General features: G+C 30.1%; 24 protein-coding genes and 2 pseudogenes. 13 read left to right on the top strand and 13 right to left on the bottom strand.

Features of this window, described 5'->3' with window-relative positions:
* Positions 1–68: 68 nt before the first annotated feature.
* From AJ886_RS01295 to AJ886_RS01265, 7 genes and pseudogenes are all read left to right on the top strand, one after another.
* Positions 69–1,001, top strand: a complete 933-nt coding sequence (locus AJ886_RS01295; protein ID WP_002877515.1) for a DMT family transporter — start codon at positions 69–71, stop codon at positions 999–1,001.
* On the top strand, positions 998–1,813 hold the full coding sequence (kdsA, locus tag AJ886_RS01290; RefSeq protein WP_070287035.1) for a 3-deoxy-8-phosphooctulonate synthase: 816 nt from the start codon (positions 998–1,000) through the stop codon (positions 1,811–1,813). The genes AJ886_RS01295 and kdsA overlap by 4 nt, the downstream gene beginning before the upstream one ends.
* The gene (gene ribE, locus AJ886_RS01285; RefSeq protein WP_002870785.1) at positions 1,810–2,274 is read left to right on the top strand and encodes a 6,7-dimethyl-8-ribityllumazine synthase; all 465 of its coding nucleotides are present in this window, start codon (positions 1,810–1,812) and stop codon (positions 2,272–2,274) included. Before kdsA ends, ribE begins: the two co-directional genes overlap by 4 nt.
* Positions 2,274–2,672 (top strand): transcription antitermination factor NusB, encoded by a 399-nt coding sequence (gene nusB / locus AJ886_RS01280; RefSeq protein WP_002854405.1) that lies wholly within the window; start codon positions 2,274–2,276, stop codon positions 2,670–2,672. The genes ribE and nusB overlap by 1 nt, the downstream gene beginning before the upstream one ends.
* Positions 2,669–3,346: pseudogene (pyrF, locus tag AJ886_RS01275) on the top strand (orotidine-5'-phosphate decarboxylase); the annotation flags it as partial. The gene nusB and the pseudogene pyrF, both read left to right, overlap by 4 nt.
* Positions 3,347–3,403: 57 nt before the next feature.
* The gene (msrP, locus tag AJ886_RS01270) at positions 3,404–4,297 is read left to right on the top strand and encodes a protein-methionine-sulfoxide reductase catalytic subunit MsrP (RefSeq protein ID WP_044778516.1); all 894 of its coding nucleotides are present in this window, start codon (positions 3,404–3,406) and stop codon (positions 4,295–4,297) included.
* Positions 4,297–4,869 (top strand): ferric reductase-like transmembrane domain-containing protein, encoded by a 573-nt coding sequence (locus AJ886_RS01265; protein WP_044778515.1) that lies wholly within the window; start codon positions 4,297–4,299, stop codon positions 4,867–4,869. Before msrP ends, AJ886_RS01265 begins: the two co-directional genes overlap by 1 nt.
* Here AJ886_RS01265 and AJ886_RS01260 read toward each other — a convergent pair.
* From AJ886_RS01260 to rpsU, 8 genes are all read right to left on the bottom strand, one after another.
* Positions 4,834–6,546, bottom strand: a complete 1,713-nt coding sequence (locus AJ886_RS01260; protein ID WP_044778513.1) for an AAA family ATPase — start codon at positions 6,544–6,546, stop codon at positions 4,834–4,836. The genes AJ886_RS01265 and AJ886_RS01260 overlap by 36 nt on opposite strands.
* Complete coding sequence (locus tag AJ886_RS01255) at positions 6,546–7,370, bottom strand: hypothetical protein (RefSeq protein ID WP_044778512.1); 825 nt, start codon at positions 7,368–7,370, stop codon at positions 6,546–6,548. Before AJ886_RS01255 ends, AJ886_RS01260 begins: the two co-directional genes overlap by 1 nt.
* A gap of 10 nt (positions 7,371–7,380) precedes the next feature.
* A complete protein-coding gene (locus tag AJ886_RS01250; protein WP_044778510.1) occupies positions 7,381–7,857 on the bottom strand; it encodes a hypothetical protein in 477 nt (158 codons plus the stop codon).
* 8 nt (positions 7,858–7,865) lie between these two features.
* On the bottom strand, positions 7,866–8,357 hold the full coding sequence (locus tag AJ886_RS01245; protein ID WP_002854188.1) for a YajQ family cyclic di-GMP-binding protein: 492 nt from the start codon (positions 8,355–8,357) through the stop codon (positions 7,866–7,868).
* Complete coding sequence (locus AJ886_RS01240) at positions 8,347–9,282, bottom strand: D-2-hydroxyacid dehydrogenase (protein ID WP_070233642.1); 936 nt, start codon at positions 9,280–9,282, stop codon at positions 8,347–8,349. The genes AJ886_RS01245 and AJ886_RS01240 overlap by 11 nt, the downstream gene beginning before the upstream one ends.
* Before the next feature lie 3 nt (positions 9,283–9,285).
* A complete protein-coding gene (locus tag AJ886_RS01235; protein ID WP_070233643.1) occupies positions 9,286–10,455 on the bottom strand; it encodes a glutathionylspermidine synthase family protein in 1,170 nt (389 codons plus the stop codon).
* Between the two features lie 9 nt (positions 10,456–10,464).
* Entirely contained in the window at positions 10,465–11,070 is a 606-nt protein-coding gene (locus tag AJ886_RS01230) for a UPF0323 family lipoprotein (RefSeq protein WP_002870776.1), read from the bottom strand.
* 116 nt (positions 11,071–11,186) lie between these two features.
* Entirely contained in the window at positions 11,187–11,399 is a 213-nt protein-coding gene (rpsU, locus tag AJ886_RS01225; protein ID WP_002780697.1) for a 30S ribosomal protein S21, read from the bottom strand.
* A gap of 159 nt (positions 11,400–11,558) precedes the next feature.
* On the opposite strand from rpsU, the pseudogene ccoG reads away from it, so the two are divergent.
* The 5 genes and pseudogenes from ccoG (at position 11,559) to cmeC (ending at position 19,346) form a co-directional block, all read left to right on the top strand.
* Positions 11,559–12,936: pseudogene (ccoG, locus tag AJ886_RS01220) on the top strand (cytochrome c oxidase accessory protein CcoG).
* Positions 12,923–13,555, top strand: a complete 633-nt coding sequence (gene cmeR / locus AJ886_RS01215; protein WP_002861132.1) for a multidrug efflux system transcriptional regulator CmeR — start codon at positions 12,923–12,925, stop codon at positions 13,553–13,555. Before ccoG ends, cmeR begins: the two are co-directional and overlap by 14 nt.
* Positions 13,556–13,649: 94 nt before the next feature.
* The gene (gene cmeA / locus AJ886_RS01210; RefSeq protein ID WP_070278299.1) at positions 13,650–14,753 is read left to right on the top strand and encodes a multidrug efflux RND transporter periplasmic adaptor subunit CmeA; all 1,104 of its coding nucleotides are present in this window, start codon (positions 13,650–13,652) and stop codon (positions 14,751–14,753) included.
* The gene (gene cmeB, locus AJ886_RS01205; protein ID WP_074470127.1) at positions 14,753–17,875 is read left to right on the top strand and encodes a multidrug efflux RND transporter permease subunit CmeB; all 3,123 of its coding nucleotides are present in this window, start codon (positions 14,753–14,755) and stop codon (positions 17,873–17,875) included. The genes cmeA and cmeB overlap by 1 nt, the downstream gene beginning before the upstream one ends.
* A complete protein-coding gene (gene cmeC, locus AJ886_RS01200) occupies positions 17,868–19,346 on the top strand; it encodes a multidrug efflux transporter outer membrane subunit CmeC (RefSeq protein ID WP_070287033.1) in 1,479 nt (492 codons plus the stop codon). Before cmeB ends, cmeC begins: the two co-directional genes overlap by 8 nt.
* A 22-nt stretch (positions 19,347–19,368) precedes the next feature.
* Here cmeC and cmeU read toward each other — a convergent pair whose 3' ends face one another.
* Entirely contained in the window at positions 19,369–19,620 is a 252-nt protein-coding gene (cmeU, locus tag AJ886_RS01195; RefSeq protein WP_070274998.1) for a CmeU family protein, read from the bottom strand.
* Between the two features lie 127 nt (positions 19,621–19,747).
* On the opposite strand from cmeU, the gene AJ886_RS01190 reads away from it, so the two are divergent.
* On the top strand, positions 19,748–21,094 hold the full coding sequence (locus AJ886_RS01190) for a coproporphyrinogen III oxidase family protein (protein ID WP_070274997.1): 1,347 nt from the start codon (positions 19,748–19,750) through the stop codon (positions 21,092–21,094).
* Here AJ886_RS01190 and hemJ read toward each other — a convergent pair.
* The 4 genes from hemJ to AJ886_RS01170 all read right to left on the bottom strand — a co-directional run bounded on the left by hemJ (position 21,091) and on the right by AJ886_RS01170 (position 24,446).
* Positions 21,091–21,543, bottom strand: coding sequence for a protoporphyrinogen oxidase HemJ (hemJ, locus tag AJ886_RS01185; RefSeq protein ID WP_002870768.1), 453 nt, complete (start codon positions 21,541–21,543; stop codon positions 21,091–21,093). The two genes, AJ886_RS01190 and hemJ, sit on opposite strands and share 4 nt — an antisense overlap.
* A complete protein-coding gene (gene lspA / locus AJ886_RS01180) occupies positions 21,527–21,997 on the bottom strand; it encodes a signal peptidase II (protein ID WP_052858530.1) in 471 nt (156 codons plus the stop codon). The genes hemJ and lspA overlap by 17 nt, the downstream gene beginning before the upstream one ends.
* A complete protein-coding gene (gene glmM / locus AJ886_RS01175; RefSeq protein ID WP_044793898.1) occupies positions 21,990–23,327 on the bottom strand; it encodes a phosphoglucosamine mutase in 1,338 nt (445 codons plus the stop codon). The genes lspA and glmM overlap by 8 nt, the downstream gene beginning before the upstream one ends.
* A 93-nt stretch (positions 23,328–23,420) precedes the next feature.
* The gene (locus AJ886_RS01170) at positions 23,421–24,446 is read right to left on the bottom strand and encodes a cytochrome-c peroxidase (protein ID WP_002870765.1); all 1,026 of its coding nucleotides are present in this window, start codon (positions 24,444–24,446) and stop codon (positions 23,421–23,423) included.
* Positions 24,447–24,595 lie beyond the last annotated feature (149 nt).

Raw genomic sequence — 24,595 nt, 5'->3', positions numbered from 1 at the left:
ATAAAATTTGGCTTAATATTAAGCAAAAAAAGACTAGAATTAACCCAGATTTTAGTCAAGGAAAAAAAATGCTAAAAGTAATCAAGCATAATTTAGGAATTTATTTCATGATTTTAGCATGTTTGGATTTTGCACTTATGGGAGCTTGTGCAAAAATTCTTAGCAAGGAAATGAGTTCTATAGAAATTATGTTTTTTAGAAATATCATAGGAATTTTTTTCATAGTCTATCTTTTAAAACGATCTAAGGCACATAAAGAAGGGGGACATTTTTGGCTCTTGGTATTTCGTGGAGTAGTAGGCACGCTTTCACTATATATGTTTTTCTATAATGTTTCAAATATTACACTAGGCGGAGCTTTTGCTTTTCAAAAAACCGCTCCTATTTTTATTACTTTAATAGCTTTTGTTGTTTTTAAAGAAAATATTGGCATCAAAGGCTGGATAGGAATTTTAATAGCATTTGGTGGAGTGCTTTTAATCGCTCAGCCTTGGGCTCATAATTTAAATCATTCAGGCTTTGATTTAAAAAATTCAGTTATAGGCATCACGAGTGGATTTTTAGCCGCTTTAGCTCTTACAAGTGTAAGAGAACTTAGAAAATCTTACACTACAGAACAAATTGCCTTTTCTTTTATCCTTTTAGGAACCTTAATGCCTTTAATTTCTATGATCAGTGCTGAATTTTTTGAACCACAGCATCTTGATTCTTTACATTTAGATTTCATTCTAGCACCTTTTGTGATGCCAAGTCTTACAGCTTGGCTTATCATTGCCATTATGGGAACTTTAGGCACCATTTATCAAATTCATGTCACTAAAGCTTATGGTATCGCTAAACAAGCAGGAGTAGTTGCTGGAGTTAGTTATCTTGATGTAGTATTTAGTATGATAGTTGGGATAATTTTAGGAGATAATTTACCAAGTACTATGGTTTTTTTAGGTATAATAGGCATTATTTTTGGTGGATTAATTTTAGTTAAGAACAAAGGAAAAAAATGAAAAAAATGATACTCATTGCTGGTCCTTGTGTGATAGAAAGCAAAGATTTGATTTTTAAAGTTGCCGAACAATTAAAAAATTTTAATGAAAACCCAAATATAGAATTTTATTTCAAATCAAGTTTTGATAAGGCCAATCGCACAAGTATTAATTCTTTTAGAGGTCCTGGTCTTGAAGAAGGATTAAAAATTTTACAAAGCGTAAAAGATGAATTTGGCATGAAAATCTTAACCGATATACACGAAAGCAATCAAGCAAACCCTGTAAGTGAAGTAGCTAATGTCTTGCAAATTCCTGCTTTTTTATGTCGTCAAACCGATTTACTTGTAGCCGCAGCAAAAACTAAGGCAAAAGTTAATATCAAAAAAGGACAATTTTTAAACCCAAGCGATATCAAATACAGCGTTAAAAAAATTCTACAAACCCGTGGCATAGAAGATGAAGGCTATGAAGCTGCTCAAAAAAATGGTATTTTTGTAGCTGAAAGAGGAGCTAGCTTTGGCTATGGAAATCTAGTAGTAGATATGCGTTCTTTAGTTATTATGCGTGAATTTGCTCCAGTTATTTTTGATGCTACCCATAGTGTACAAATGCCAGGGGCTGCAGGTGGAAGTAGCGGGGGAAAAAGCGAATTTGTAGAACCTTTAGCAAGAGCGGCAGCAGCCGTAGGCATAGATGGCTTTTTCTTTGAAACACATATTAATCCTTGCGAGGCTTTATGCGATGGACCTAATATGCTTAATCTTACACACCTTAAAAATTGCGTTAATATATTACTAGAAATACAAAATATCATAAAGGAAAACAAATGAATATTATTGAAGGAAAATTAAATTTAGACTCAAATACAAAAATTGCTATCATTAATGCAAGATTTAACCATATCATCACAGATCGCCTTGTAGAAGGAGCAAAAGATGCTTTTTTAAGACACGGAGGCAAAGAGGAAAATCTAAGCCTTATACTTGTTCCTGGTGCTTTTGAGCTTCCGTATGCGTTAAAAAAAGCTATAGAAAGCAAAAAATTTGATGCAATTTGTTGCGTAGGTGCAGTAATTCGTGGCTCAACTCCGCATTTTGACTATGTTTCAGCAGAAACTACCAAAGGCATAGCCAATGTGAGTTTAAATCATAATATCCCTGTAAGCTTTGGTGTTTTAACTACAGATACAATAGAACAAGCCATAGAAAGAGCTGGAAGCAAGGCAGGTAATAAAGGCTTTGAAGCTATGGCAACTGTAATTGAGATGTTAAATTTAAGCAAGGAGCTTTAATGGCAACGCGTCATCAAGTTCGCCAAAGCGTCATCTCCTTACTTTATGCTTTTGAATTAAATTCTCAAAACAACGTTTTTGTAGATGAAATTTTAGATGAAAAAAAAATACGCAATGAACAAAAAAATTTTACTTTAAATTTATATCATGGAATTTTAGATAATTTAAACAATATTGATGAAACCTTAAATTCATTTCTAAATGATAATCAAATTACAGCTTTAGGACATGTAGAAAGAGCTATACTAAGACTTGGAGCTTATGAGTTACTTTTTACCGATACTCCTAGTGCCATTGTTATCAATGAAGCTATAGAACTTGCCAAAGAACTTGCTAATGACAATTCTCCAAAATTTATAAATGGAGTTTTAGATGCCTTAATAAAGGCTAAAAAATGAAGCTTTGTGTCGCACTTGATCTTTCTACAAAAGAAGAATGCTTACAACTTGCTAAAGAATTAAAAAATTTAGACATATGGTTAAAAGTAGGTTTAAGAGCATATTTAAGAGATGGTTTTAAATTCATAGAAGAACTTAAAAAAGTTGATGATTTTAAAATATTTCTTGATCTTAAAATTCATGATATTCCCAACACTATGGCAGATGCTTGCGAAGAAATATCAAAACTTGGTGTTGATATGATCAATATCCACGCAAGTGCTGGAAAAATAGCCATGCAAGAAGTTATGACACGGCTTAGCAAATTTTCAAAAAGACCATTAGTTTTAGCAGTTTCTGCTCTTACGAGTTTTGATGAAGAAAATTTCTTTAGTATTTATAGACAAAAAATCGAAGAAGCTGTAATTAATTTTTCAAAAATATCCTATGAAAATAGACTTGATGGTATGGTATGCTCTGTTTTTGAAAGTAAAATCATCAAAGAACACACCCAAAGAAATTTCTTAACTCTCACTCCAGGAATTCGTCCATTTGGAGAGAAAAATGATGATCAAAAACGCGTCGCTAATTTAACAATGGCTAGAGAAAATTTAAGCGATTTTATAGTAGTTGGACGCCCTATTTATAAAGATAATAACCCTAGAAAAATTTGTGAAAAAATTCTACAAGAAATTTAATAATCATTATCCTTGTTATATTTTAATAATAAAAATTTTTAATAAGGAAAAATTATGATTATAACTCCTGAGAATTTATATAAAAAAAGAAGAGATTTTTTAAAACTTGGAGCAGGTGCTTTAATAAGTTCAAGCGTGCTTACTTCTAAACTATCTGCTTTAAATTTCACAAACGATACTAATCCAAACAAACTTGAAATCAGCGATGAAGAACTGGCTACAAATTATGTTAATTTTTATGAATTTTCAACAGACAAAAAAAAGGCTGTATCATTAGCACAAAATTTCAACACTCAAAATTGGAAAATCGATATCAGTGGAGAAATAGAAAAACCTTTAACTCTAAGCATGGAAGATATTTTAAAATTCCCTCTAGAAGAAAGAATTTATCGTTTTCGCTGTGTTGAAACTTGGTCTATGGTGGTACCTTGGGTAGGCTTTGAATTGCGTCGTTTGATTGAAATGGCAAAGCCTACAAGCAAAGCAAAATTTGTTAAATTTACCACTCTTTTAGATAAGAGTCAATTTCCCGATCAAGACGCTTTATTTCCAACTATAGACTATCCTTATGTAGAAGGACTTCGCATGGATGAAGCTATGCATCCTCTTACCTTGCTTGCAGTAGGAATGTATAAAAAAGCCTTAAAGCCTCAAAATGGCGCTCCAATACGCCTTGTTGTTCCTTGGAAATATGGCTTTAAAAGTATTAAATCCATAGTTAAAATAGAATTTACCAAAGAACAGCCTAAATCCACTTGGGAAAGTTACGCTCCAAACGAATATGGTTTTTATGCCAATGTCAATCCTAATGTCTCTCATCCTAGATGGTCTCAAGCTAACGAGAGGACTTTAGGAGATTTCTTTACCAAGCCTACTTTAATGTTTAATGGCTATGAAAAAGAAGTAGCAAGTTTATATAAAAACATGGACTTGAAAGTGAATTTTTAATGCAGACAAAATACTTTAAATTTCTTGCTTATTTTAGCTTTATCATAAGTTTAATCTATGGCTTTTATCATATCATAAAAGCCTTTGATTTTGTAAAAGAAGCCTATATTTACACCGGAATATTTGCTTTGATCTTTTTAAATTTAAGTCTTTTATTTTCTTTGCTTAAATTTAAAAAAACAAAAAATTATCCTAAAATTTTAGGTATTTTTGCAACTTTTTGGGCGATTTTACACTTTTTAAATTATTTTATTTTTGATAGAAATGCTCAAATTTTAAGGCTTTTTGATGATATTTCACATCGTTTATTAGAAGTAAGTGGATTTATCGCATTTTTAATCATATTTTTAATGCTTTTAAGTTCTTTTAAAATCTTTAAAAAACTTAGTAAAATTAGAAAACTAGGATATTTAAGCTTAGTTTTGGCAAGTTATCATTATTTTTTAACTCCAAAAGTTCCTATGTTTTGGGAATGGAGTACTTTAATTGTAGCTTTGTTTTATTTTATAGTTCGCTATACAAAAACATTAAAAAAGTTAAAATCCAACAATCTTACTTTTATCAAAACTTGAATTTAATTCTTTTTGTATGCTTTCTATAAAATCTTGCATTTTAAAAACCCCATCTTGTGATACAGCTACTTTCAAAGCTGTATTCTTCACCACCATTAAAATTTGTGCTCCACTTAATTCATAATTTGATAAAATATTTATATCAAAATCTTTTTCAAATAATGCTTTTTTAGGTAGAAATTTTTCCCAAATTTTAAGCCTATCTTTAAAATCAGGTTTTTTAAATTCTATCTTATAATCAAATCTTCTTGAAAATGCACTATCTAAGCTTTCTAAAAAATTTGTCGTAGCGATAATCACACCGCTAAAACGCTCAATTTGCTCTAAGAATATATTTTGCATTTGATTATGCATTTTATCGCTACCACTACTTCCATCTACACGCGTACTTAAAAACTGATCGGCTTCATTGAGAAGTAAAATAGGACTTTGTTTGCAAGTTTGCACGATATTTTTATAGGTATCAAAAATTTTTCTTACATTTTGCTCACTCTCTCCAACCCATTTGCTCAAAATTTTAGAACAGTCAAAACTAAGAACAGATTTTTTCATTGATTTAGCCATAGCTAAAGCTGACATAGTTTTTCCAGTACCAGCAGGACCATAAAAAATAATTTTAGCTTCTATATTTTTATTACTCTTTATACCCCAAGAATGAAGTCTTTCTAGGACTTTTTTATCTTGTTGTTTTAAAATATTTTCTAAAAGCTCTTTTGTATTTTCAGGCATAATAATATCATTGATATCAGTGCTTGGTTCTATAAGCTCAAAAATATCCTGATCTTTTAAAACACTTTCAATTTTGATTTTTTTACTTTGTTTTGGTTCAAAATTTATAATTCTTTGTAAAATTTCATCAATAATAAAAAAACTTTTAGAAATATCTCCAAAAGCATTTAAATATTCATCATACTCGATTAAGTTTAAAAGAGGAGCATTTTCTTGTAATAGTTTTTTATTTTTATGCCTTTCTAAATCATTTTCACTGATTAAAGAAAGTAAAGAATTCATTTCTCTAGAAATCGAACTTTCATTACTTAAGGCGTATTCTTCTTTTAAAAGTGCTAGAAAAATAATTTGTTCTTTATGTTCAAGATTGTATTCTTTAAAAATATCAGCCAATACATTATAAAATTTACTTTTTTTTAGTCTTTCTTTGATATGTTTTTCATAAAGTTTAATTTGATTTTTTATTTCACTATTATAAGCACTTTTTTGTATAAAACTTAATCTTTCGTATAATTGAATACGCACAAATTCATCTTTTAAATATTCTAAATAATCTGCATAAGCCTCTTGTTTCTCAAAGTTTAAACGAGGTTTTGCTTCTAAAAATTCTAAAAAATATTCACTTAGACTAAGCTCGCTTTGCAATAAGGCAAGAGTTAATGTTTGAGTTTTATTATTTTCTAAACTTTTAAAAAAACTCGAATTTTGATTTACAAAACCTCTTTCGATAAGTTTTTTTAAATCCTCCAAAGCATCAAGATAAAGATACTTATCATTTCCAAAAACTGTCGATAATAAAGTAAAGGCATTGATAGAAGAAATAGAAACGACATAATTTCTACAGAGCTCTCTAAGAATCAAAGCCTCATTTTTAGCACACTTAAGCTCTTTATAAATTTGGGTATCTTCTATATTTTTCAAACTTAAAAAATTTTTTAATTTTTCCATTATTTTTTAAATTCCTTAAGCTCATCTTCGTTAAATTCTACGCAAATATTTTCATCTAAAAAATGACCTTCAAAAGGTAGATAACAAATTTTTAGTTTTCCATTATTAAGCAAAAAATTATTATTAAATTGTAAATTTTGCAGATCTTCAAAACACTCATCACATGTATTTTTAAGCTTCTCATGTAAAAGATTTTGAAATTTTTTATTTTCAGTATTATACAAATCATTTAGTTTTACAAATGCGTGAGCATTAATATCATAAACAAAATTATTTAACTCTAAAATAGCACGACTCATACCATCTTCATAAAAATAATACCATTCTTCAAAACTAATTTTTCCATCTTGTAAAAAAATAGGTTTTTGGCGAATTTGTTCAAAACTAAATACACCCTTATGAACAGGATGAAATTCTTTAAAATCATCATTAAAACCTATAAAATCAAGACTACGCTTTATACGAATGCCATCTTGCGTTTCAACAAGTTCTAAAGTAGTTGTTCCTAAATTTTCTCCTTGAAAATTTTTATTATCATATGTAAGCATTTTAGAAGAATTGATTTTATATTTTTTACGCTCATCCTGCCAAAAATCATTTGTCTTAACGAGCGGAATCTCTAAATTTCCATTTATATCATCAATAATTAAAAAACTAGAACTTGTTTGATTTTTATCCCTGTCAAAAAGTGGAGTCATAGGTGCATTATCATAAACTATGGCAAAAATTTCTTTATCCTGCAAATGATAAAAATACAATTCACCTTTATAAACTTGTGCTAAAGCTAGATTGACAAAGCAAAATACCAGTAAAAAAAATTTCAAACTCTATCCTTCAATTTTGAATATGCGTTAAGATAATTTTAGTATGTGAAATTTTATCAAAAAAACTTACTTTATTATCACAAACTTGATAAAAAATTTCATAATTTTTTGCTTTTAAATTTTGCTCAAAACCACAATCAGTTTTTTCTAAATTTTTACCCCGCCATAAAGCATTTGCCTTTAAAATATCACTTAAAATATCATCATAATATACATTTTTAAAAAATTTTTGATTAAACACTTTTTTATCATAACACACTGCATTGATGCAAATTTTATCCTTGATTTTGAGTTCAAAAAAAGCTTGCCCTAGTTTATAAACTTCCAAATTTAAAGCATTATTTTCTTTTTTTAAAAAAGCTGCATCATTGATTTTTATCATAGGAGAAGCAATCAAAACCATCAAGCTTTGACTTGAAAAATTTTGATTTTTCACACTACAAGCACAAAGAAAAAAAACAAAACATAGAGCTAAACAATGTTTCAAATTTAACCTTATTTGAGATTTTTAAAACTGATATTTAACTCTAAATCAAGCTCTTTTACAAGCTTCATCACAGCTTGTAAATCATCGATTTGTTTTGCTACAACACGAATTTCTTCACCACGAATCGAAGAGTTAACTTTAAGCTTGCTATCTTTAATAGCTTTATTGATTTTTTTAGCATTTTCACTATCAATAGCATCGTTTGCTTTCAAATTTAAACGAAACATTGCTCCACTTTCACGAGAAAGCTCTTTAATAGCATTAGGATTAATTCCTCTTTTGATAAGTTTAGAAATCACTATATCTTTTAGAACATCAAGTTTTCCTTCACTAGAAGAACTGAGTTTAAAAATACTCTCTTTTTCGCTTAAATCAATCTCACACTTAATTCCTTTTAAATCATAACGACTATCAAGTTCTTTTTTAGCTTGTTCAAAAGCATTTTTTAACTCTTGCTTATCTAAAGCTGCTGAAATATCAAAACTATGTTCACTTGCCATTTTCTATCCATTCTTTTAAATTATTATAAACTATATCCATTAAAGCATTTAAAGCTTCCTTACTCGCCCATGCAACATGAGGGGTGATAATAAGATTTTCTTTATTTTTAATGCTTAAAAGCGGATGATTTTTCATCATAGGTTCAATTTCTAAAACATCAAGCCCTACACGAATATTTTTTTCATCTATGATTTTAGCTAAATCATTTTCATTGATAATCCCACCTCTTCCTACATTAATCAAAATCGCATTATCTTTTAAAAGCTTTAATTCTTCAAAGGTGAGTAAATTTTTAGTTTTTTCATTTAAAGGTGCATGGATACTTATAATATCGCAAGTTTTCAATAAATCTTTTAATTCCAAATGTACAAAATCTGCGTTTTTATTAGCTCCACTCGTAGAATAATAATAAATTTCGGCTCCAAAAGCCTTTGAAATTTTTGCCACTTCTTTACCTATAGCTCCTAAACCTATAATACCATGTTTTTTACCGCTTAAGGTGTTTAAAATTCTACTATAATCTGTAAAAATAGAACTTTCACACCATTTACCCTCTTTGCTCCATTTGTCATAATAAAGCACTTGATTTAAAAAAGTAAACATAAACGCAAAAGTATGTTGTACAACACTCATGGTAGAATACCCAGCAGCATTTTTTACAATAATACCTTTTTCTTTAGCATACTCAATATCGATATTATTAACCCCTGTAGCAGTTTCTAAAATGAGTTTTAAATTTTTACAAGCATCAATCACATCTTTATCAATTACAACCTTGTTTGTCATGGCGACATTAGCATCTTTTAAACGCTCTATGGTTTGCTCTTTATTTGTTGTAGTATAAATTTGCAAAGAACCAAATTTTTCAAAAACACTTAAATCATAATCCCCTAAAGTTGCCGCATCTAAACAAACAATTTTCATTTTTCAATCCTTTATAATATGTCCTACAAATTTAGAATAATTATCAAGCACAAGTCCTCCTTTTCTAAATCCTAAGCCACACCCTTCATAAGCAAAGAAAACACCTGCTTGATAGTATTCGTTTTCACATGAATTAAACTCTACATATTCTTGATAAATAGCCTTATTATTCCCGTAAGGACCTACATTCTCATGCAAAGTTTTTCCATCTTTAATTATACTGATATTTGCACCTTCTCTACCAAAAACAGGTTTTTTAACATAATTTTTACCCTCTAAAGGAGTATCTTTTGTTTCTAAAAGTAATGGATGATTTGGATAAAGCTCCCATAAAATTTTTAAAATTCCCTTAGATTGAAATAAAAGCGTATAAGCAGGATTTAAAATAATCGCTCTTTGATTACGCATGATCTGAGTTAAAAGCATAGCAAGTTCACCCTCTTCTATAGCTATATCCTCCCAAGGAATAAGCTTAAACCAATACTCATAATTTTCACCCTCTTTAAAAATTCCTTCTTCACTAAATTCTACCTCATCTACAAAGGAAAAATTAGTTTGAAAACCTGCTTCATTGGCTATATGGGAAAGTAATTTTGTAGTGATTTCTTCTTCTTTGCTTCCTGCAACACTTGAAAAAAGAATTTTCCACCCTTGGTAATGCTCTTCAAACTCTTCAACACTTTCATCAAGGGTAATAAGTCTTTTAAAATTATCCATCAAACTTTCATAAATGCTATTAAATTGTGCGCTTTCATCCATTCCATTTTGTTTTAAAAGTGCCCATTGTAAAATCGCACTTTCAAAAAGAGCAGTAGGGGTATCAGCATTAAATTCTATAAGTTTTATAGGCTTACCATCAAGCCCACCCGCTAAATCAAAACGCCCATATAAATGCCAATGAACCTCATTTTCCCAACTCATTTTAATCGCATCAATAAGATTAAAAGGGATTCCAAGCTCATCAAAACGATCATTGTCAATCACTTCTTGCGCTGCAGCAATAAACATATCATAAAGCTCATTTACCGCTTCATAATAAGCATTAACTTCACTTTCCTTAACACAAACTAACTTATTGCTAATATAATCACTTCCATCTTCATCTGTATGCCAAGAAAAACCTATATTTTCTAAATAATCTTTTTGAAGTTTGTCTACTTGTAATAATTGCATTATTTATCCTTAAGAACCAAAAGAAGAACTAGAACTTGTGGCTTTAGAGCCTCCACTAAAAAAACCTGATTTTTTAGCACTTGAAGCGGAGCTTGTTGTACCTGCTTTATTAAAACTATTAACACTCCTTTGATAAGCACTTTGATTTGAAAAAGCACCGCGTTGTTGGTTGGCAAAATTTTGATTATTGAAAAGTTTTGAACCTATCCAACTTCCCAAAATAGCGCCTGCAGCACTTGCGAGTAAAGTTTCTCCCAAACTCAATCCTCCACTACTGATTTGTCCATTGTCTTTAGTTAAATTTGAAGTTCCATTATCAATTTTAGCTGCTTCTTCTTTAATCAAAGCATCCATTTCTTCTTTGGATAAAATTCTTTCTGTACCATTAAGATCTTTTAAAACTACCCTTGTTTCATCACTTGGATATTGATCTTTGATTTTATACTGCCCTGGAGCTGTTTCTTCGATAATTACAAAAGCTCCTTGAACATTAGCTGCTTGATTTAAAGTATCTGCATTGTCATTATTACTTCCACAACCTGCTAAAGCACCTCCAGCAACAGCTGCTAAACCACCTATCATACCAATTTGAATGATTTTTTTGATTTTTTTCATAAGTTTATCCTAAAAACAGAAAATTTAAATTAGAAATTTTAACAAAAAATAATAAATACTTTTTAATACCGAATGAAGATTTGTAGGTATAAAAAAAGCCCTTTCGGGCTTTTGGGTTAGAGTCTTGACTCGTAGCGTCTAAGCATATAAAGTCTTTTAAGCATTTTTTTGCGTGCTGAAATTTTTTGTTTTTTGCGAATTTCAGTCATAGGCTCGAAAAATCTTCTTGCTCTTACTTCAGTTACAACTAGATTTCTATCTACTTGCTTTTTGAATTTACGATACGCTTCATCAAAAGACTCGTTAGGATGCACCTTGATTCCTGGCACAGTCCTCACCACCTTTCATGTGTAAATTTTTGTTGTGAAATATAATTATAAAACACTTCTTATTAATTCTAACTTAGAAAGCATTTAAAAATTGTTTTAGTTTTTATCGGCTATAATCTTTAGTTACAAAGTGCTAAAAATTATAATTAAGGTCTAAAAATGCAAGGACACATTACAAACTATACAAAAAAACGATATTTTATATATTTAATTGCAAGTATTGTCATATTTGCTCTACCTTTCATAAGAATTAATGAAAATCATTTTTTTCTTTTAAGTTTTGATCACTCTAAATTAAACCTATTTTTTATTTCTTTTTCAACACAAGAATTTTATCTCATGCCTTTTATTCTTATATTTCTTTTTTTATTTATTTTTTTTATTACAACTTTAGGCGGAAGAATTTGGTGTGCTTGGAGTTGTCCACAAACGATTTTTAGAGTTATATATAGGGATATTATGCAAACTAAATTTCTTAAAATTCGCAAAAATATTAATAATAAACAAAAAGAATATGAGGGACAATATTTTAAAAAATTTCTTGGAGTAATAATTTTTTATTTTATATCTTTAGTTGCTGTTAGTAATTTACTTTGGTACTTTATTCCTCCTGAAGATTTTTTCAATTATATTCAAAATCCTGGTGAGCATCTACTTTTACTTGGAGTTTTATTTTGTGCTAGCTTACTTTTTACTTTGGATATTACCTATTTACAAGAAAAATTTTGTATTTATGTCTGTCCTTATGCAAGAATACAATCTGTAATGTTTGATCATGATACAATGCAAGTGATCTACGATGAAAAACGCGGGGGTTTGATTTATGATGGACACATCAAACTTCATAAAAAACCGCCTGAAGGAGAATGCATAGGTTGTGAAGCCTGTGTTAGCATCTGTCCAACTCATATTGACATACGCAAAGGAATGCAACTTGAATGTATTAATTGTCTTGAATGTGCCGATGCTTGTTCTAAGGTACAAAGCAAATTTAATCGTCCAAGTTTGATCAATTGGACAAGTGCAAAAGCTATTGAAACGCGTTCTAAGGTTCATTATTTAAGATTTAGAACGATAGCATATTTTATAGTTCTTTTAATTGCTTTATTGGCTTTAATTATCATGGGAAGCAAAAAAGAAAGCATGCTTTTAAATATCAATCGTAGTAGTGAATTATATAATATTTCAAATGTTAAAGGTAAATTAGTCATTTCAAATGCTTATACCTTTTTGTTTCAAAATACAGATTCTAAACCTCATGAATATTATTTTACAGCAAATTTAGAAGGAATAAATGATGGAATTGAAATCATAAGACCAAACAAACCTTTTAAATTAAAAGCAGGAGAACAAGTTAAAAAAATAGTTGTTATCAAAGCTACAAAAAATTTAGCAAACAACGATAAAAAAGATGTAATCTTTCCTTTACATATAAAAGCTTATGCAAAAGATAATGAAAAAATTTCGGTTTTTAGAAAAAGTATATTTGTATACCCCAAAAACACTCTTACAAAGGATAAAAAATGAACTCAAATAGAACACCATCACAAAAAGTTTTAGCTAGACAAGAGAAAATCAAAGCAGTGGCCTTAGAGCTTTTTTTAACAAAAGGTTACCAAGAAACAAGTTTGAGTGATATTATTAAATTATCCGGAGGATCTTATTCTAATATTTATAATAGTTTTAAAAGCAAAGAAGGATTATTCTTTGAAATTTTAGATGACATATGTAAAAAACATTTTCATCTTATTTATTCCAAAACACAAGAAATTGAAAATGGTACTTTAAAAGAAATTTTAACTTCTTTTGGTTTAACTTTTATAGAAATTTTTAATCAACCAGAAGCTGTAGCTTTTGGTAAAATTGTTTATTCTCAAGTTTATGATAAAGATAGACACCTTGCTAATTGGATAGAAAACAATCAACAAAATTTTTCCTATAACATACTTATGGATTTTTTTAAGCAACAAAATAATTCTTATATGAAAAAAAACGCAGAAAAACTTGCTGTTCTTTTTTGCACTATGTTAAAAGAACCTTATCATCATCTTAATGTTTTAATTAATGCTCCTTTGAAAAATAAAAAAGAACAAAAAGAACATGTTGAATTTGTTGTAAACGTTTTTCTAAATGGGATCAATGGCTCCAAAGCTTAAAAAATAATTTTATTAACCAAAATTAAGATATAATTAGCCAAAAATTTTTGTAATAAATATTACAATTTTTAATTTAATTTTTCAAGGTAAAACCATGAAATTATTTCAAAACAATACTATTTTAGCTTTAAGTGTTGTGCTTTTACTCACTGCTTGTAGCAAAGAAGAAGCACCAAAAATACAAATGCCGCCTCAACCTGTAACGACAATGAGTGCTAAATCTGAAGATTTGCCACTTAGTTTTACTTATCCTGCTAAACTTGTCAGTGATTATGATGTTATTATAAAACCTCAAGTTAGTGGCGTAATAGTAAATAAACTTTTTAAGGCTGGAGATAAGGTAAAAAAAGGACAGACATTATTTATTGTAGAGCAAGATAAATTTAAAGCTAGCGTTGATTCAGCTTACGGACAAGCTTTAATGGCTAAGGCAACTTTTGAAAACGCGAGCAAGGATTTTAATCGTTCGAAGGCTCTTTTTAGCAAAAATGCAATCTCTCAAAAAGAATACGACTCTTCTCTTGCTACATTTAATAATGCAAAAGCTAGTCTAACAACTGCTAGAGCACAACTTGCAAATGCAAGAATTGATCTAGATCATACCGAAATAAAAGCTCCTTTTAATGGTACTATAGGAGATGCTTTAGTTAATATAGGGGATTATGTAAGTGCTTCAACAACTGAACTAGTTAGAGTTACAAATTTAAATCCTATTTACGCAGATTTCTTTATTTCAGATACAGATAAACTAAATTTAGTCCGCAATACTCAAAGCGGAAAATGGGATTTAGACAGCATTCATGCAAATTTAAATCTTAATGGAGAAACCGTTCAAGGCAAACTTTATTTTATTGATTCCGTTATAGATGCTAATAGTGGAACAGTAAAAGCCAAAGCTGTATTTGATAACAACAACTCAACACTTTTACCGGGTGCTTTTGCAACAATTACTTCAGAAGGTTTTATACAAAAAAATGGCTTTAAAGTGCCTCAAATAGCTATTAAACAAGATCAAAATGATGTTTATGTTCTTCTTGTTAAAAATGGAAAAGTAGAAAAATCTTCTGTACATATAAGCTACCAAAACAATGAATACGCTATCATTGACAAAGGATTACAAAATGGCGACAAAATCATTTTAGATAACTTTAAAAAAATTCAAGTTGGTAGCGAAGTTAAAGAAATTGGAGCACAATAATGTTTTCTAAATTTTTTATCGAAAGACCTGTTTTTGCTTCAGTTGTTGCAATTATCATTTCTTTAGCTGGAGTCATCGGTCTTACAAATTTACCCATAGAACAATATCCTTCTTTAACTCCTCCTACAGTTAAGGTAAGCGCAACTTACACAGGAGCTGATGCACAAACCATTGCTTCAACGGTTGCAAGTCCTATCGAAGATGCAATCAATGGTGCAGATAATATGATTTATATGGATTCAACTTCAAGTTCTTCAGGAACTATGAGTTTGACTGTCTATTTTGATATCGGCACAGATCCCGATCAAGCCACTATAGATGTTAATAATAGAATTTCAGCTGCAACTGCAAAAATGCCAGATGCAGTTAAAAAACTTGGAGTAACTGTTAGAAAAACTTCTTCAGCAACACTTGCTGCAATTTCTATGTATTCAAATGATGGTTCAATGAGTGCAGTGGATGTATACAACTACATCGCTTTAAATGTTTTAGATGAGTTAAAAAGAGTTCCGGGAGTTGGGGATGCAAACGCTATAGGAAATCGTAATTATTCTTTAAGAATTTGGCTAAAACCTGATTTATTAAATAAATTTGGAATCACAGCTACTGATGTAATTTCTGCGGTTAATGATCAAAATGCTCAATACGCAATTGGTAAAATTGGCGAAGAGCCCGTAACTCAAAAATCCCCTTATGTTTATTCAATCACTATGCAAGGAAGACTACAAAATCCTAGCGAATTTGAAAATATTATTTTAAGAACAAATGATGATGGATCATTTTTAAGACTTAAGGATATAGCTGATGTAGAAATAGGATCACAACAATACAGCTCACAAGGACGATTAAATGGCAATGATGCAGTTCCGATTATAATCAATCTTCAATCAGGGGCAAACGCATTGCATACAGCAGAACTTGTCCAGGCTAAAATGCAAGAACTTTCAAAAAATTTCCCAAAAGGTTTAACATATAAAATTCCTTACGACACAACAAAATTTGTGATAGAATCAATCAAAGAAGTAATTAAAACTTTTGTTGAAGCTCTAATTTTAGTTATCATTGTTATGTATATGTTCTTAAAGAATTTCCGTGCAACGCTTATTCCTATGATAGCTGTACCTGTTTCATTATTAGGAACTTTTGCTGGACTTTATGTTTTAGGCTTTAGTATTAACTTGCTTACGCTTTTTGCCTTGATTTTAGCTATAGGGATTGTTGTAGATGATGCGATTATAGTTGTGGAAAATATCGATAGGATTTTACACGAAAATGAACAAATAAGCGTAAAAGATGCTGCTATCCAAGCGATGCAAGAAGTTAGCTCTCCGGTTATTTCAATTGTTCTTGTACTTTGTGCTGTTTTTATACCCGTTTCTTTTATATCAGGTTTTGTTGGAGAAATTCAAAGACAATTTGCCCTTACCTTAGCAATATCTGTAGCCATATCAGGCTTTGTTGCTCTTACTTTAACACCTTCTTTATGCGCACTATTTTTACGACGTAATGAAGGAGAGCCATTTAAATTTGTAAAGAAATTTAATGATTTTTTTGATTGGAGTACTTCTGTATTTAGCACAGGAGTAGCATATATTTTAAAAAGAACCATTCGCTTTGTTTTAATTTTTTGTATTATGCTTGGGGCAATTTTTTATCTTTATAAAGCTGTACCAAGCTCTTTAGTTCCTGAAGAAGATCAAGGTTTGATGATTGGCATTATTAATCTTCCTTCGGCTTCAGCACTTCATAGAACAATCTCAGAAGTTGATCATATAAGTCAAGAAGTTTTAAAAACCAATGGAATTAAAGATGCAATGGCTATGATAGGATTTGATCTTTTTACAAGCTCATTAAAAGAAAACGCTGCTGCAATGTTTATAGGCTTGCAAGATTGGAAAGATAGAAATGTGAGTGCTGATGAAATCGCCATGGAACTTAATAAAAAATTTGCTTTTGATCGCAACGCTTCAAGTATATTTATAGGTCTACCTCCTATACCTGGATTAAGTATCACAGGTGGCTTTGAAATGTATGTTCAAAACAAAAGTGGAAAAAGTTATGATGAAATACAAAAAGATGTAAATAAACTTGTTGCTGTAGCCAACCAAAGAAAAGAACTATCAAGAGTAAGAACAACCCTTGATACAACTTTCCCTCAATACAAGCTTATAATTGATAGAGATAAATTAAAACACTACAATCTTAACATGCAAGATGTTTTTAACACAATGAATGCAACTATAGGCACTTATTATGTTAATGATTTTTCTATGTTAGGTAAAAACTTCCAAGTAAATATCCGTGCAAAAGGTGATTTTAGAAATACACAAGATGCATTAAAAAATATTTTTGTAAGATCAAACGATGGAAAAATGATACCACTTGATTCTTTCTTAACTTTACAAAGAAGTTCAGGGCCTGATGATGTAAAACGATTCAACCTTTTCCCAGCGGCACAAGTTCAAGGTCAACCCGCACCAGGTTATACTTCAGGTCAAGCTATAGAAGCGATTGCTCAAGTAGCAAAAGAAACTTTAGGGGATGATTATTCCATAGCTTGGAGTGGATCAGCCTATCAAGAAGTTTCTAGCAAAGGAACAGCAAGCTATGCTTTTGCTTTAGGGATGATATTTGTCTTCTTAATTCTAGCTGCCCAATATGAAAGATGGCTTATACCTTTAGCAGTTGTAACAGCTGTGCCTTTTGCAGTATTTGGATCATTTTTATTGGTATATTTAAGAGGATTTAGCAATGATATATATTTTCAAACAGGACTTTTGCTCTTGATTGGACTTTCAGCTAAAAATGCTATCTTGATCGTAGAATTTGCAATGGAAGAGCGCTTTAAAAAAGGCAAAGGAGTTTTTGAAGCAGCTGTTGCAGCAGCAAAACTTCGTTTTCGTCCTATCATAATGACTTCTTTGGCATTTACTTTTGGGGTCTTGCCAATGATTTTCGCAACAGGAGCAGGAAGTGCTTCAAGACACTCTTTAGGAACAGGGCTTATTGGTGGAATGATCGCAGCATCAACTTTAGCGATATTCTTTGTGCCTTTATTTTTCTATCTTTTAGAAAATTTTAATGAATGGCTAGATAAAAAAAGAGGTAAGGTTCATGAATAAAATAATTTCAATTAGCGCTATAGCAAGTTTTACTCTTTTGATTTCAGCTTGCTCTTTAAGTCCAAATTTAAATATTCCCGAAGCAAACTATAGCATTGATAATAAGCTTGGAGCCTTATCTTGGGAAAAAGAAAACAATAGCTCTATCACAAAAAATTGGTGGAAAGACTTTGATGATGAAAATTTAAATAAAGTGGTTGATTTAGCACTTAAAAATAATAATGATTTAAAACTTGCCTTCATACACATGGAACAAGCTGCTGCTCAATTAGGTATAGATTTTAGCAGTTTGTTGCCAAAATTTGATGGTAGTGCAAGCGGAAGTCGTGCAAAAACAGCTATAAATGCTCCAAGCAATCGAACTGGGGAAGTAAGTTACGGTAATGATTTTAAAATGGGACTTAATTTAAGCTATGAAATCGATCTTTGGGGAAAATATCGCGATACATATCGCGCCTCAAAATCAGGCTTTAAAGCAAGTGAGTATGATTATGAAGCTGCAAGACTTTCTGTTATTTCAAATACAGTTCAAACTTATTTTAATCTTGTAAATGCTTATGAAAATGAAAATGCTCTTAAAGAAACCTATGAATCGGCAAAAGAAATTTATAGGATTAATGATGAAAAATTTCAAGTTGGTGCTGTAGGTGAATATGAACTTGCTCAAGCAAGAGCCAACTTAGAAAGTATGGCTTTGCAATATAATGAAGCAAAATTAAATAAAGAAAATTACCTTAAAGCTTTAAAAATTTTAACTTCAAATGATTTAAATGACATACTTTACAAAAATCAAAGCTATCAAGTTTTTAATCTTAAAGAATTTGACATTCCAACTGGAATTTCAAGCACCATCTTGCTTCAACGTCCAGATATTGGCTCCTCTTTAGAAAAATTAACTCAGCAAAATTATCTTGTTGGAGTAGCTCGCACGGCTTTCTTACCTAGCCTTTCTTTAACGGGATTATTGGGATTTGAAAGTGGGGATTTAGATACCTTGGTTAAAGGAGGTTCTAAGACTTGGAATATAGGTGGAAACTTTACTCTGCCTATTTTTCATTGGGGTGAAATTTACCAAAATGTAAATTTAGCCAAGCTTAATAAAGATGAAGCTTTTGTAAATTATCAAAATACTTTGATTACTGCTTTTGGAGAAATTCGCTATGCTTTAGTAGCTAGAAAAACTATACGCTTACAATACGATAATGCACAAGCAAGCGAACAATCTTACAAAAGAATCTATGAAATTGCTAAAAAACGCTATGATATAGGAGAAATGTCTTTACAAGATTATTTAGAGGCACGTCAAAATTGGCTTAATGCTGCGGTTGCTTTTAATAATGCTAAATATTCTTATGCCAATTCCATAGTAGATGTAATCAAAGCATTTGGTGGAGGATTTGAGCAAAGCGAAGATATGAGTAAAAATATAAAAGAAGAATCAAAAAATTTAGATATGTCTTTTAGAGAATAGTTTATTCTATTCTCTAAATAAATTAAAAATCTTTGTCTAAATCTGCATCTGTAATTTCATAAGCCTTGTAAATAGCAGGCAATAATTTTCTTATAGCATAATCAAAATGATAAAATTGCTTATATACCTCTTCTGGATTTAAATTTTTAGCATTCTTAAAATCAAATACTTCAGTATTATTGATTTTGGCAATATTTTCATCAAAATAAGAGTAAAACTTTGCTCTTTGTTTAAACAAAACATTTAAATTTTGAACAATTTTGGCTTTATCCATTTTATATCCTTTTTAAATAATTTAAAAACTTAATCCCATTTTTTATTTAAGAAATAAAAAATTTACTCCTATTTTAGCTAAAAATTGATAAAGTTATATCTTAAATATTTTAATATATAGGCCACTTATGAATTTATTTCAAAATTTAGCTTTAAAATACTCTCATACTATGATGGAAAAATCCCTCCAAAAAGGTTTCAATGTTGAACTTTTAAAACAACCCAAAGAAAAAATTCCAAAACAAGACAAAAGCTATATGCTTTATGCCCATGTACCTTTTTGCCATACTTTTTGTCCTTATTGTAGCTTTCATAAATATTATTATGATGAAAATTTAGCCAAAGTGTATTTTCAAAATCTTAGAGAAGAAATTAAAATCATGAAAGATAAAGGTTTTGATTTTACTTCCATGTATGTGGGTGGTGGTACAACACTGATTAACGAAGAGGAATTATTAAAAACCTTAGAACTTTGTAAAAAATTATTTAATATAAAAGAAATTTCATGCGAAAGCGATCCAAATCATATTGATCCAAATAAGCTTTCTATGTTTAAAGGTATAATTGATCGTTTAAGTTGCGGAATTCAAAGTTTTGATGATGAAACTTTAAAAAAAGTGGCAAGATATAATAAATTTGGTTCATCCAAAGAACTTCAAGAAAAAATTTCAAAAGCTTTAGGAATTTTACCTATTTTTAGTATAGATCTTATTTTCAATCTTCCAGGACAAAGTGAAAAAGAACTTTTAAATGACTTAGAAATTGCTAAAAATTTAACCCCGCAACAAATCACAACCTATCCTTTAATGAAATCAAATCTTACCAAAGATAATATCGCTAAAAGTCTAGGAGTGAGCATTAAAGATAATGAATTTACTTATTATCAAATCATACGCGAATTTTTTAAAGACTATACCCAAAACAATGGTTGGAGTTTTTCTTTAGAAAAAAACAAGCTTAATGACGAATATGTCAGTTCTCATCATGAATACCTAGGAGTGGGCAGTGGGGCTTTTAGCTTTTTAGATGGGGAGCTTTTAATTAATGCATTTAATCTAAATGATTATGCTAAATTTATACAAGAAAAACAAAATGCTAATATAGCCAAAGCTTGTTTTGATAAAAAAGAGATTATCAAATATGTCTTTTTAACTGAAATTTTTTCAGGAAAAATAGAAATTGATAAATTTAATAAAACTCTAAATTGCAATCTCGAAAAAGAACTTTTCATAGAACTTTTAGGGCTTAAAACAAGCGGTGCCATCATAAAAGATCAAAATGCTTTAATCGCAACCGAATTTGGTCAATATCTTTTTGTGGTTTTAATGAAAGATTTTTACACAGGAATGGATCTTGTGCGTGCAGTATTTAGAGATGATAAGCGTCTTAAAAATAAAGATTATATCGATATCATGAAAGAAAATATTGATCCGCTTAACTCCGCTAGCATGGAATTTAAAGCGGAGGCAAACTAAAAGGGACGAACAACCATCATTAGAGTGATAATAATAAACATTATGGTTGGAAATTCATTATAAATTCTAAAATATTTCCCACTTTTAGCAGAAGTATCATTTGCTAAAGCTTTTAAACAATAATAATTATGTATATGGAAAATAATCAAAAGTGTAACACAGGTAAGTTTAACATGCATAAAACCCGAACCTACCATTAAAACTTCCTTATGAGCATGCAACATTAAACTTCCTGTGATTAAAGTCACAATCATTGCAGGAGTTTGTATATAAAAATAAAGTTTTCTTTCTTGAATTTTTACAATCTCGACAAAACCTTTATTGTCTTTATGTTCAGCATGATACACAAAAAGACGAGGTAAATAAAAAAGACCCGCCATCCAAGAAACAAATGCCAAATAATGCACCCATTTAATCCAAAAATAATAATCATTAATCCATTCTGTCATCTTTTTTCCTTTTTTTAAATATTTCTTGTATTAAAATCAAAGCCACACTTATATTTATCATGACATCTGCAACATTAAAAATAGCAAAATTAAACCATTTATGCCAAAAAAACATATCCACTACACCTCCATGTATAAAACGATCCAATAAATTTGAAACACCAGCACCAAGCATCATTCCAAAAGCTATACTATGAGTTTTTAAAAGTGTTTTTTGCCAAAAAAGATAAATAAAAAGCACGCCAATTAAAACAAGATGTAAATATTTTAAATTATGTTCTAAAAAACTCAACATTGAAAAAGCTACGCCTGTATTTAGAGCATAAGTTAAATCTAAGTATTCACTCTGCCATCTAAGTCCTGCTAAAGTTAAGGATTTTACCCATTGATCAAGAGTAAAAACCAAAACAAAGGCACCCCAAAAATAAAAAATAAATTTAAAAGTTTTAGCCATTTAAAGCTTTCTTAAAAAACTCCACAACATTTTTCATTTCTTTTTCTAAGAGCTTAATATCTTTAGCTTCTAGCAAAAGTCTTATCAAATTTTCTGTTCCAGAATAGCGAAATAAGGTATTAATATTTTTATTTTCTAAATCTTTTTTTAATTCTTTTAAACCTTTAATTTTATCTAAATCTTTTTTTTCTGCAATTTTAAGATTGATTAAAAGCTGAGGATAAGGTTTAACTTGACCCAAAATAGAGCTTGCAGATTTTTTCTTAGAAAGCATTAAAGCGCTAAATTGCAAAGCAGCTATCAAACCATCTCCAGTTTTTGCATAATCGCTAAAAATAATATGTCCGCTTTGCTCTCCGCCAAAATTTCCACCATTAGCTTTTAATTTTTCAAGCACATATTTATCGCCCACATTACAAGTATCAAGTTCTATGCCATGTTTATTTAAAAACTCTTTTAAAGCACCATTACTCATTATAGTAGCCACAACACTTGATTGTAATTTACCTTGTTCTTTAAGATAAAGCGCTAAAACCCCTAATAAACTATCTCCATTAGCCACTTCTCCTTTTTCATCTACAACCACCAAACGATCTGCATCACCATCAAAAGCAAAGCCCACATCTGCACGCAAACGCTTTACCTCAGCAGCTAAATTTGCAGGATGTAAAGCTCCACAATTTTCATTGATATTAAGTCCATTAGGTTTATCGCTCATTACTATAACTTCAGCACCTAATTCCTTAAAAACAGTAGGTGCTACCTTATAAGCTGCCCCATGAGCCACATCTAAAACCACACGCAAAGACTTTAAAGTAAGATCTTTTGGAAAAGAATTTTTAATAGAAACAATATACCTTCCTATAACATCATCAATTCTTTTTGCTTGACCAATTTTTTCCATATCCACCTTAGAGGCTTGTATAAGCTTATCATCAAAATAAATTTCTTCTATTCTTTTCTCTATATCTTCACTGAGTTTATTTCCATGAGCATCAAAAAATTTAATACCATTATCATAATAAGGATTGTGAGAAGCTGAAATCATAATCCCTGCATCACAACGCATATCTTCAGTTAAGAATGCAATCGCAGGAGTTGGCATAGGACCAATTTGTATAACATTATATCCTATAGAAGTAAGCCCTGAAACAATAGCATTTTCTATCATATAGCCGCTTCTTCTTGTATCTTTTCCTACTAAGATATTATTAGTAATACTTTTATCTTTAAAATAAATACCCGCAGCCATTGCTAAACGCATAGCCAAAAAACTATCTAAAAATTCACCCGCTTTTCCACGAACTCCATCGGTTCCAAAAAGTTTCATTGCAAACCTTTCTAGCAAAATTTAAAGACAATTATAACAAAGCTAAGATAAAGAAATTTAAACAAGCTCTAAAAATAGAGCTTGTTTGGAACCTTATAGTTCAGGTTTAGGAGTTTTTTCAGTAGAAATAGGAAGTTGTGGATAAACAATTGCTGGTTTTGTTCCTGTTAAAGATTTTAAGAAAGTTTCAATACTTTTTGCTTCTTTATCAGAAATTTTAATGCCAAGTTGCACACTACCCATTTCCTTAATAGCATCTTTTAGATTCCAAATAGCGCCATTATGAAAATATGGAGCAGTTTCAGCAACATTTCTTAAAGTTGGAGTTTTTACCATGCCATTTGCATCACCTTTAAAATCACCTAAATTTGCAAATTTATATTTACCAGCAACTTCAAACGCTTGCATATTGCCACCTAAATTCACACCATTATGACAAGCTACACAACCCTTGTCTATAAAAAGCTTTAAGCCTTTTTGTTCTTCTTTTGTTAAAGCTTTTTCATCGCCTTCTAAAAATTTATCAAAACGAGATGGAGTGATCAAAGTTCTTTCAAAATTTGCAATTGCATCAGCAATATTGTCAAAATTTACACCGCTTTTACCATAGATTTTTTTAAACTCACTAACGTATTCAGGCAAAGATGAAATTTTTTCTACTGCAAGTTTAGCAGGAGTTGCCATTTCAGGATCAGCTTGGATTGGACCTTTAGCTTGATCGGCTAATGTTCCTGCACGACCATCCCAAAATTGAGTATTATTTAAAACTGCATTATAAACTGTTGGTGAATTTAAATGATGAGGATTTGCTGTCCATTTATGACCTATTGCAGTACTGACTCCATCTGTTCCACCAAGTCCTACATTATGACAGGTATTACAAGAAATGATACCACTTTTTGAAAGGCGTGGTTCAAAATAAAGCTTTTTACCAAGCTCTGCTTTTTCAAGAGTAAATTCACTAGCCTTTACTCCATTTTGTTTTAAAATTTCATCAACGCCTTTTTGATCTTTTGGTAAGGCAACAAGACCTGAATTTTTAGCTTCATCTATAAGACTTGCAGCATTTAAGCTTGAAAAAGCAACTAAGGATGCAATTAGCAATGATTTTACTTTCATTTACAAACTCCTATTAAAGATAAATTAAAATAAAATAATAATCATTTAGAGCTTAAATAAAAATAAATATTATTAAAAAATATTTATAATTAATTAATACTATTTTTATCTTAAAAAATTATTTTTTGTTTATTTATTTTCACAAGATA

This window comes from Campylobacter sp. BCW_6465 (assembly GCF_001762815.1).
GTDB classification, from domain to species: domain Bacteria; phylum Campylobacterota; class Campylobacteria; order Campylobacterales; family Campylobacteraceae; genus Campylobacter_D; species Campylobacter_D jejuni.
Note: the sequence above shows the minus strand (reverse complement) of the source record. Positions and strands in the feature narration are given on the sequence as shown.

Coding starts and splice junctions, on each gene's coding strand:
- AJ886_RS01295 (WP_002877515.1), top strand. CDS start 69: ATGCTAAAAGTAATCAAGCATAATTTAGGAATTTATTTCATGATTTTA.
- kdsA (WP_070287035.1), top strand. CDS start 998: ATGAAAAAAATGATACTCATTGCTGGTCCTTGTGTGATAGAAAGCAAA.
- ribE (WP_002870785.1), top strand. CDS start 1,810: ATGAATATTATTGAAGGAAAATTAAATTTAGACTCAAATACAAAAATT.
- nusB (WP_002854405.1), top strand. CDS start 2,274: ATGGCAACGCGTCATCAAGTTCGCCAAAGCGTCATCTCCTTACTTTAT.
- msrP (WP_044778516.1), top strand. CDS start 3,404: ATGATTATAACTCCTGAGAATTTATATAAAAAAAGAAGAGATTTTTTA.
- AJ886_RS01265 (WP_044778515.1), top strand. CDS start 4,297: ATGCAGACAAAATACTTTAAATTTCTTGCTTATTTTAGCTTTATCATA.
- AJ886_RS01260 (WP_044778513.1), bottom strand. CDS start 6,546: ATGGAAAAATTAAAAAATTTTTTAAGTTTGAAAAATATAGAAGATACC.
- AJ886_RS01245 (WP_002854188.1), bottom strand. CDS start 8,357: ATGGCAAGTGAACATAGTTTTGATATTTCAGCAGCTTTAGATAAGCAA.
- AJ886_RS01240 (WP_070233642.1), bottom strand. CDS start 9,282: ATGAAAATTGTTTGTTTAGATGCGGCAACTTTAGGGGATTATGATTTA.
- AJ886_RS01235 (WP_070233643.1), bottom strand. CDS start 10,455: ATGCAATTATTACAAGTAGACAAACTTCAAAAAGATTATTTAGAAAAT.
- AJ886_RS01230 (WP_002870776.1), bottom strand. CDS start 11,070: ATGAAAAAAATCAAAAAAATCATTCAAATTGGTATGATAGGTGGTTTA.
- cmeR (WP_002861132.1), top strand. CDS start 12,923: ATGAACTCAAATAGAACACCATCACAAAAAGTTTTAGCTAGACAAGAG.
- cmeA (WP_070278299.1), top strand. CDS start 13,650: ATGAAATTATTTCAAAACAATACTATTTTAGCTTTAAGTGTTGTGCTT.
- cmeB (WP_074470127.1), top strand. CDS start 14,753: ATGTTTTCTAAATTTTTTATCGAAAGACCTGTTTTTGCTTCAGTTGTT.
- cmeC (WP_070287033.1), top strand. CDS start 17,868: ATGAATAAAATAATTTCAATTAGCGCTATAGCAAGTTTTACTCTTTTG.
- cmeU (WP_070274998.1), bottom strand. CDS start 19,620: ATGGATAAAGCCAAAATTGTTCAAAATTTAAATGTTTTGTTTAAACAA.
- AJ886_RS01190 (WP_070274997.1), top strand. CDS start 19,748: ATGAATTTATTTCAAAATTTAGCTTTAAAATACTCTCATACTATGATG.
- hemJ (WP_002870768.1), bottom strand. CDS start 21,543: ATGACAGAATGGATTAATGATTATTATTTTTGGATTAAATGGGTGCAT.
- lspA (WP_052858530.1), bottom strand. CDS start 21,997: ATGGCTAAAACTTTTAAATTTATTTTTTATTTTTGGGGTGCCTTTGTT.
- glmM (WP_044793898.1), bottom strand. CDS start 23,327: ATGAAACTTTTTGGAACCGATGGAGTTCGTGGAAAAGCGGGTGAATTT.
- AJ886_RS01170 (WP_002870765.1), bottom strand. CDS start 24,446: ATGAAAGTAAAATCATTGCTAATTGCATCCTTAGTTGCTTTTTCAAGC.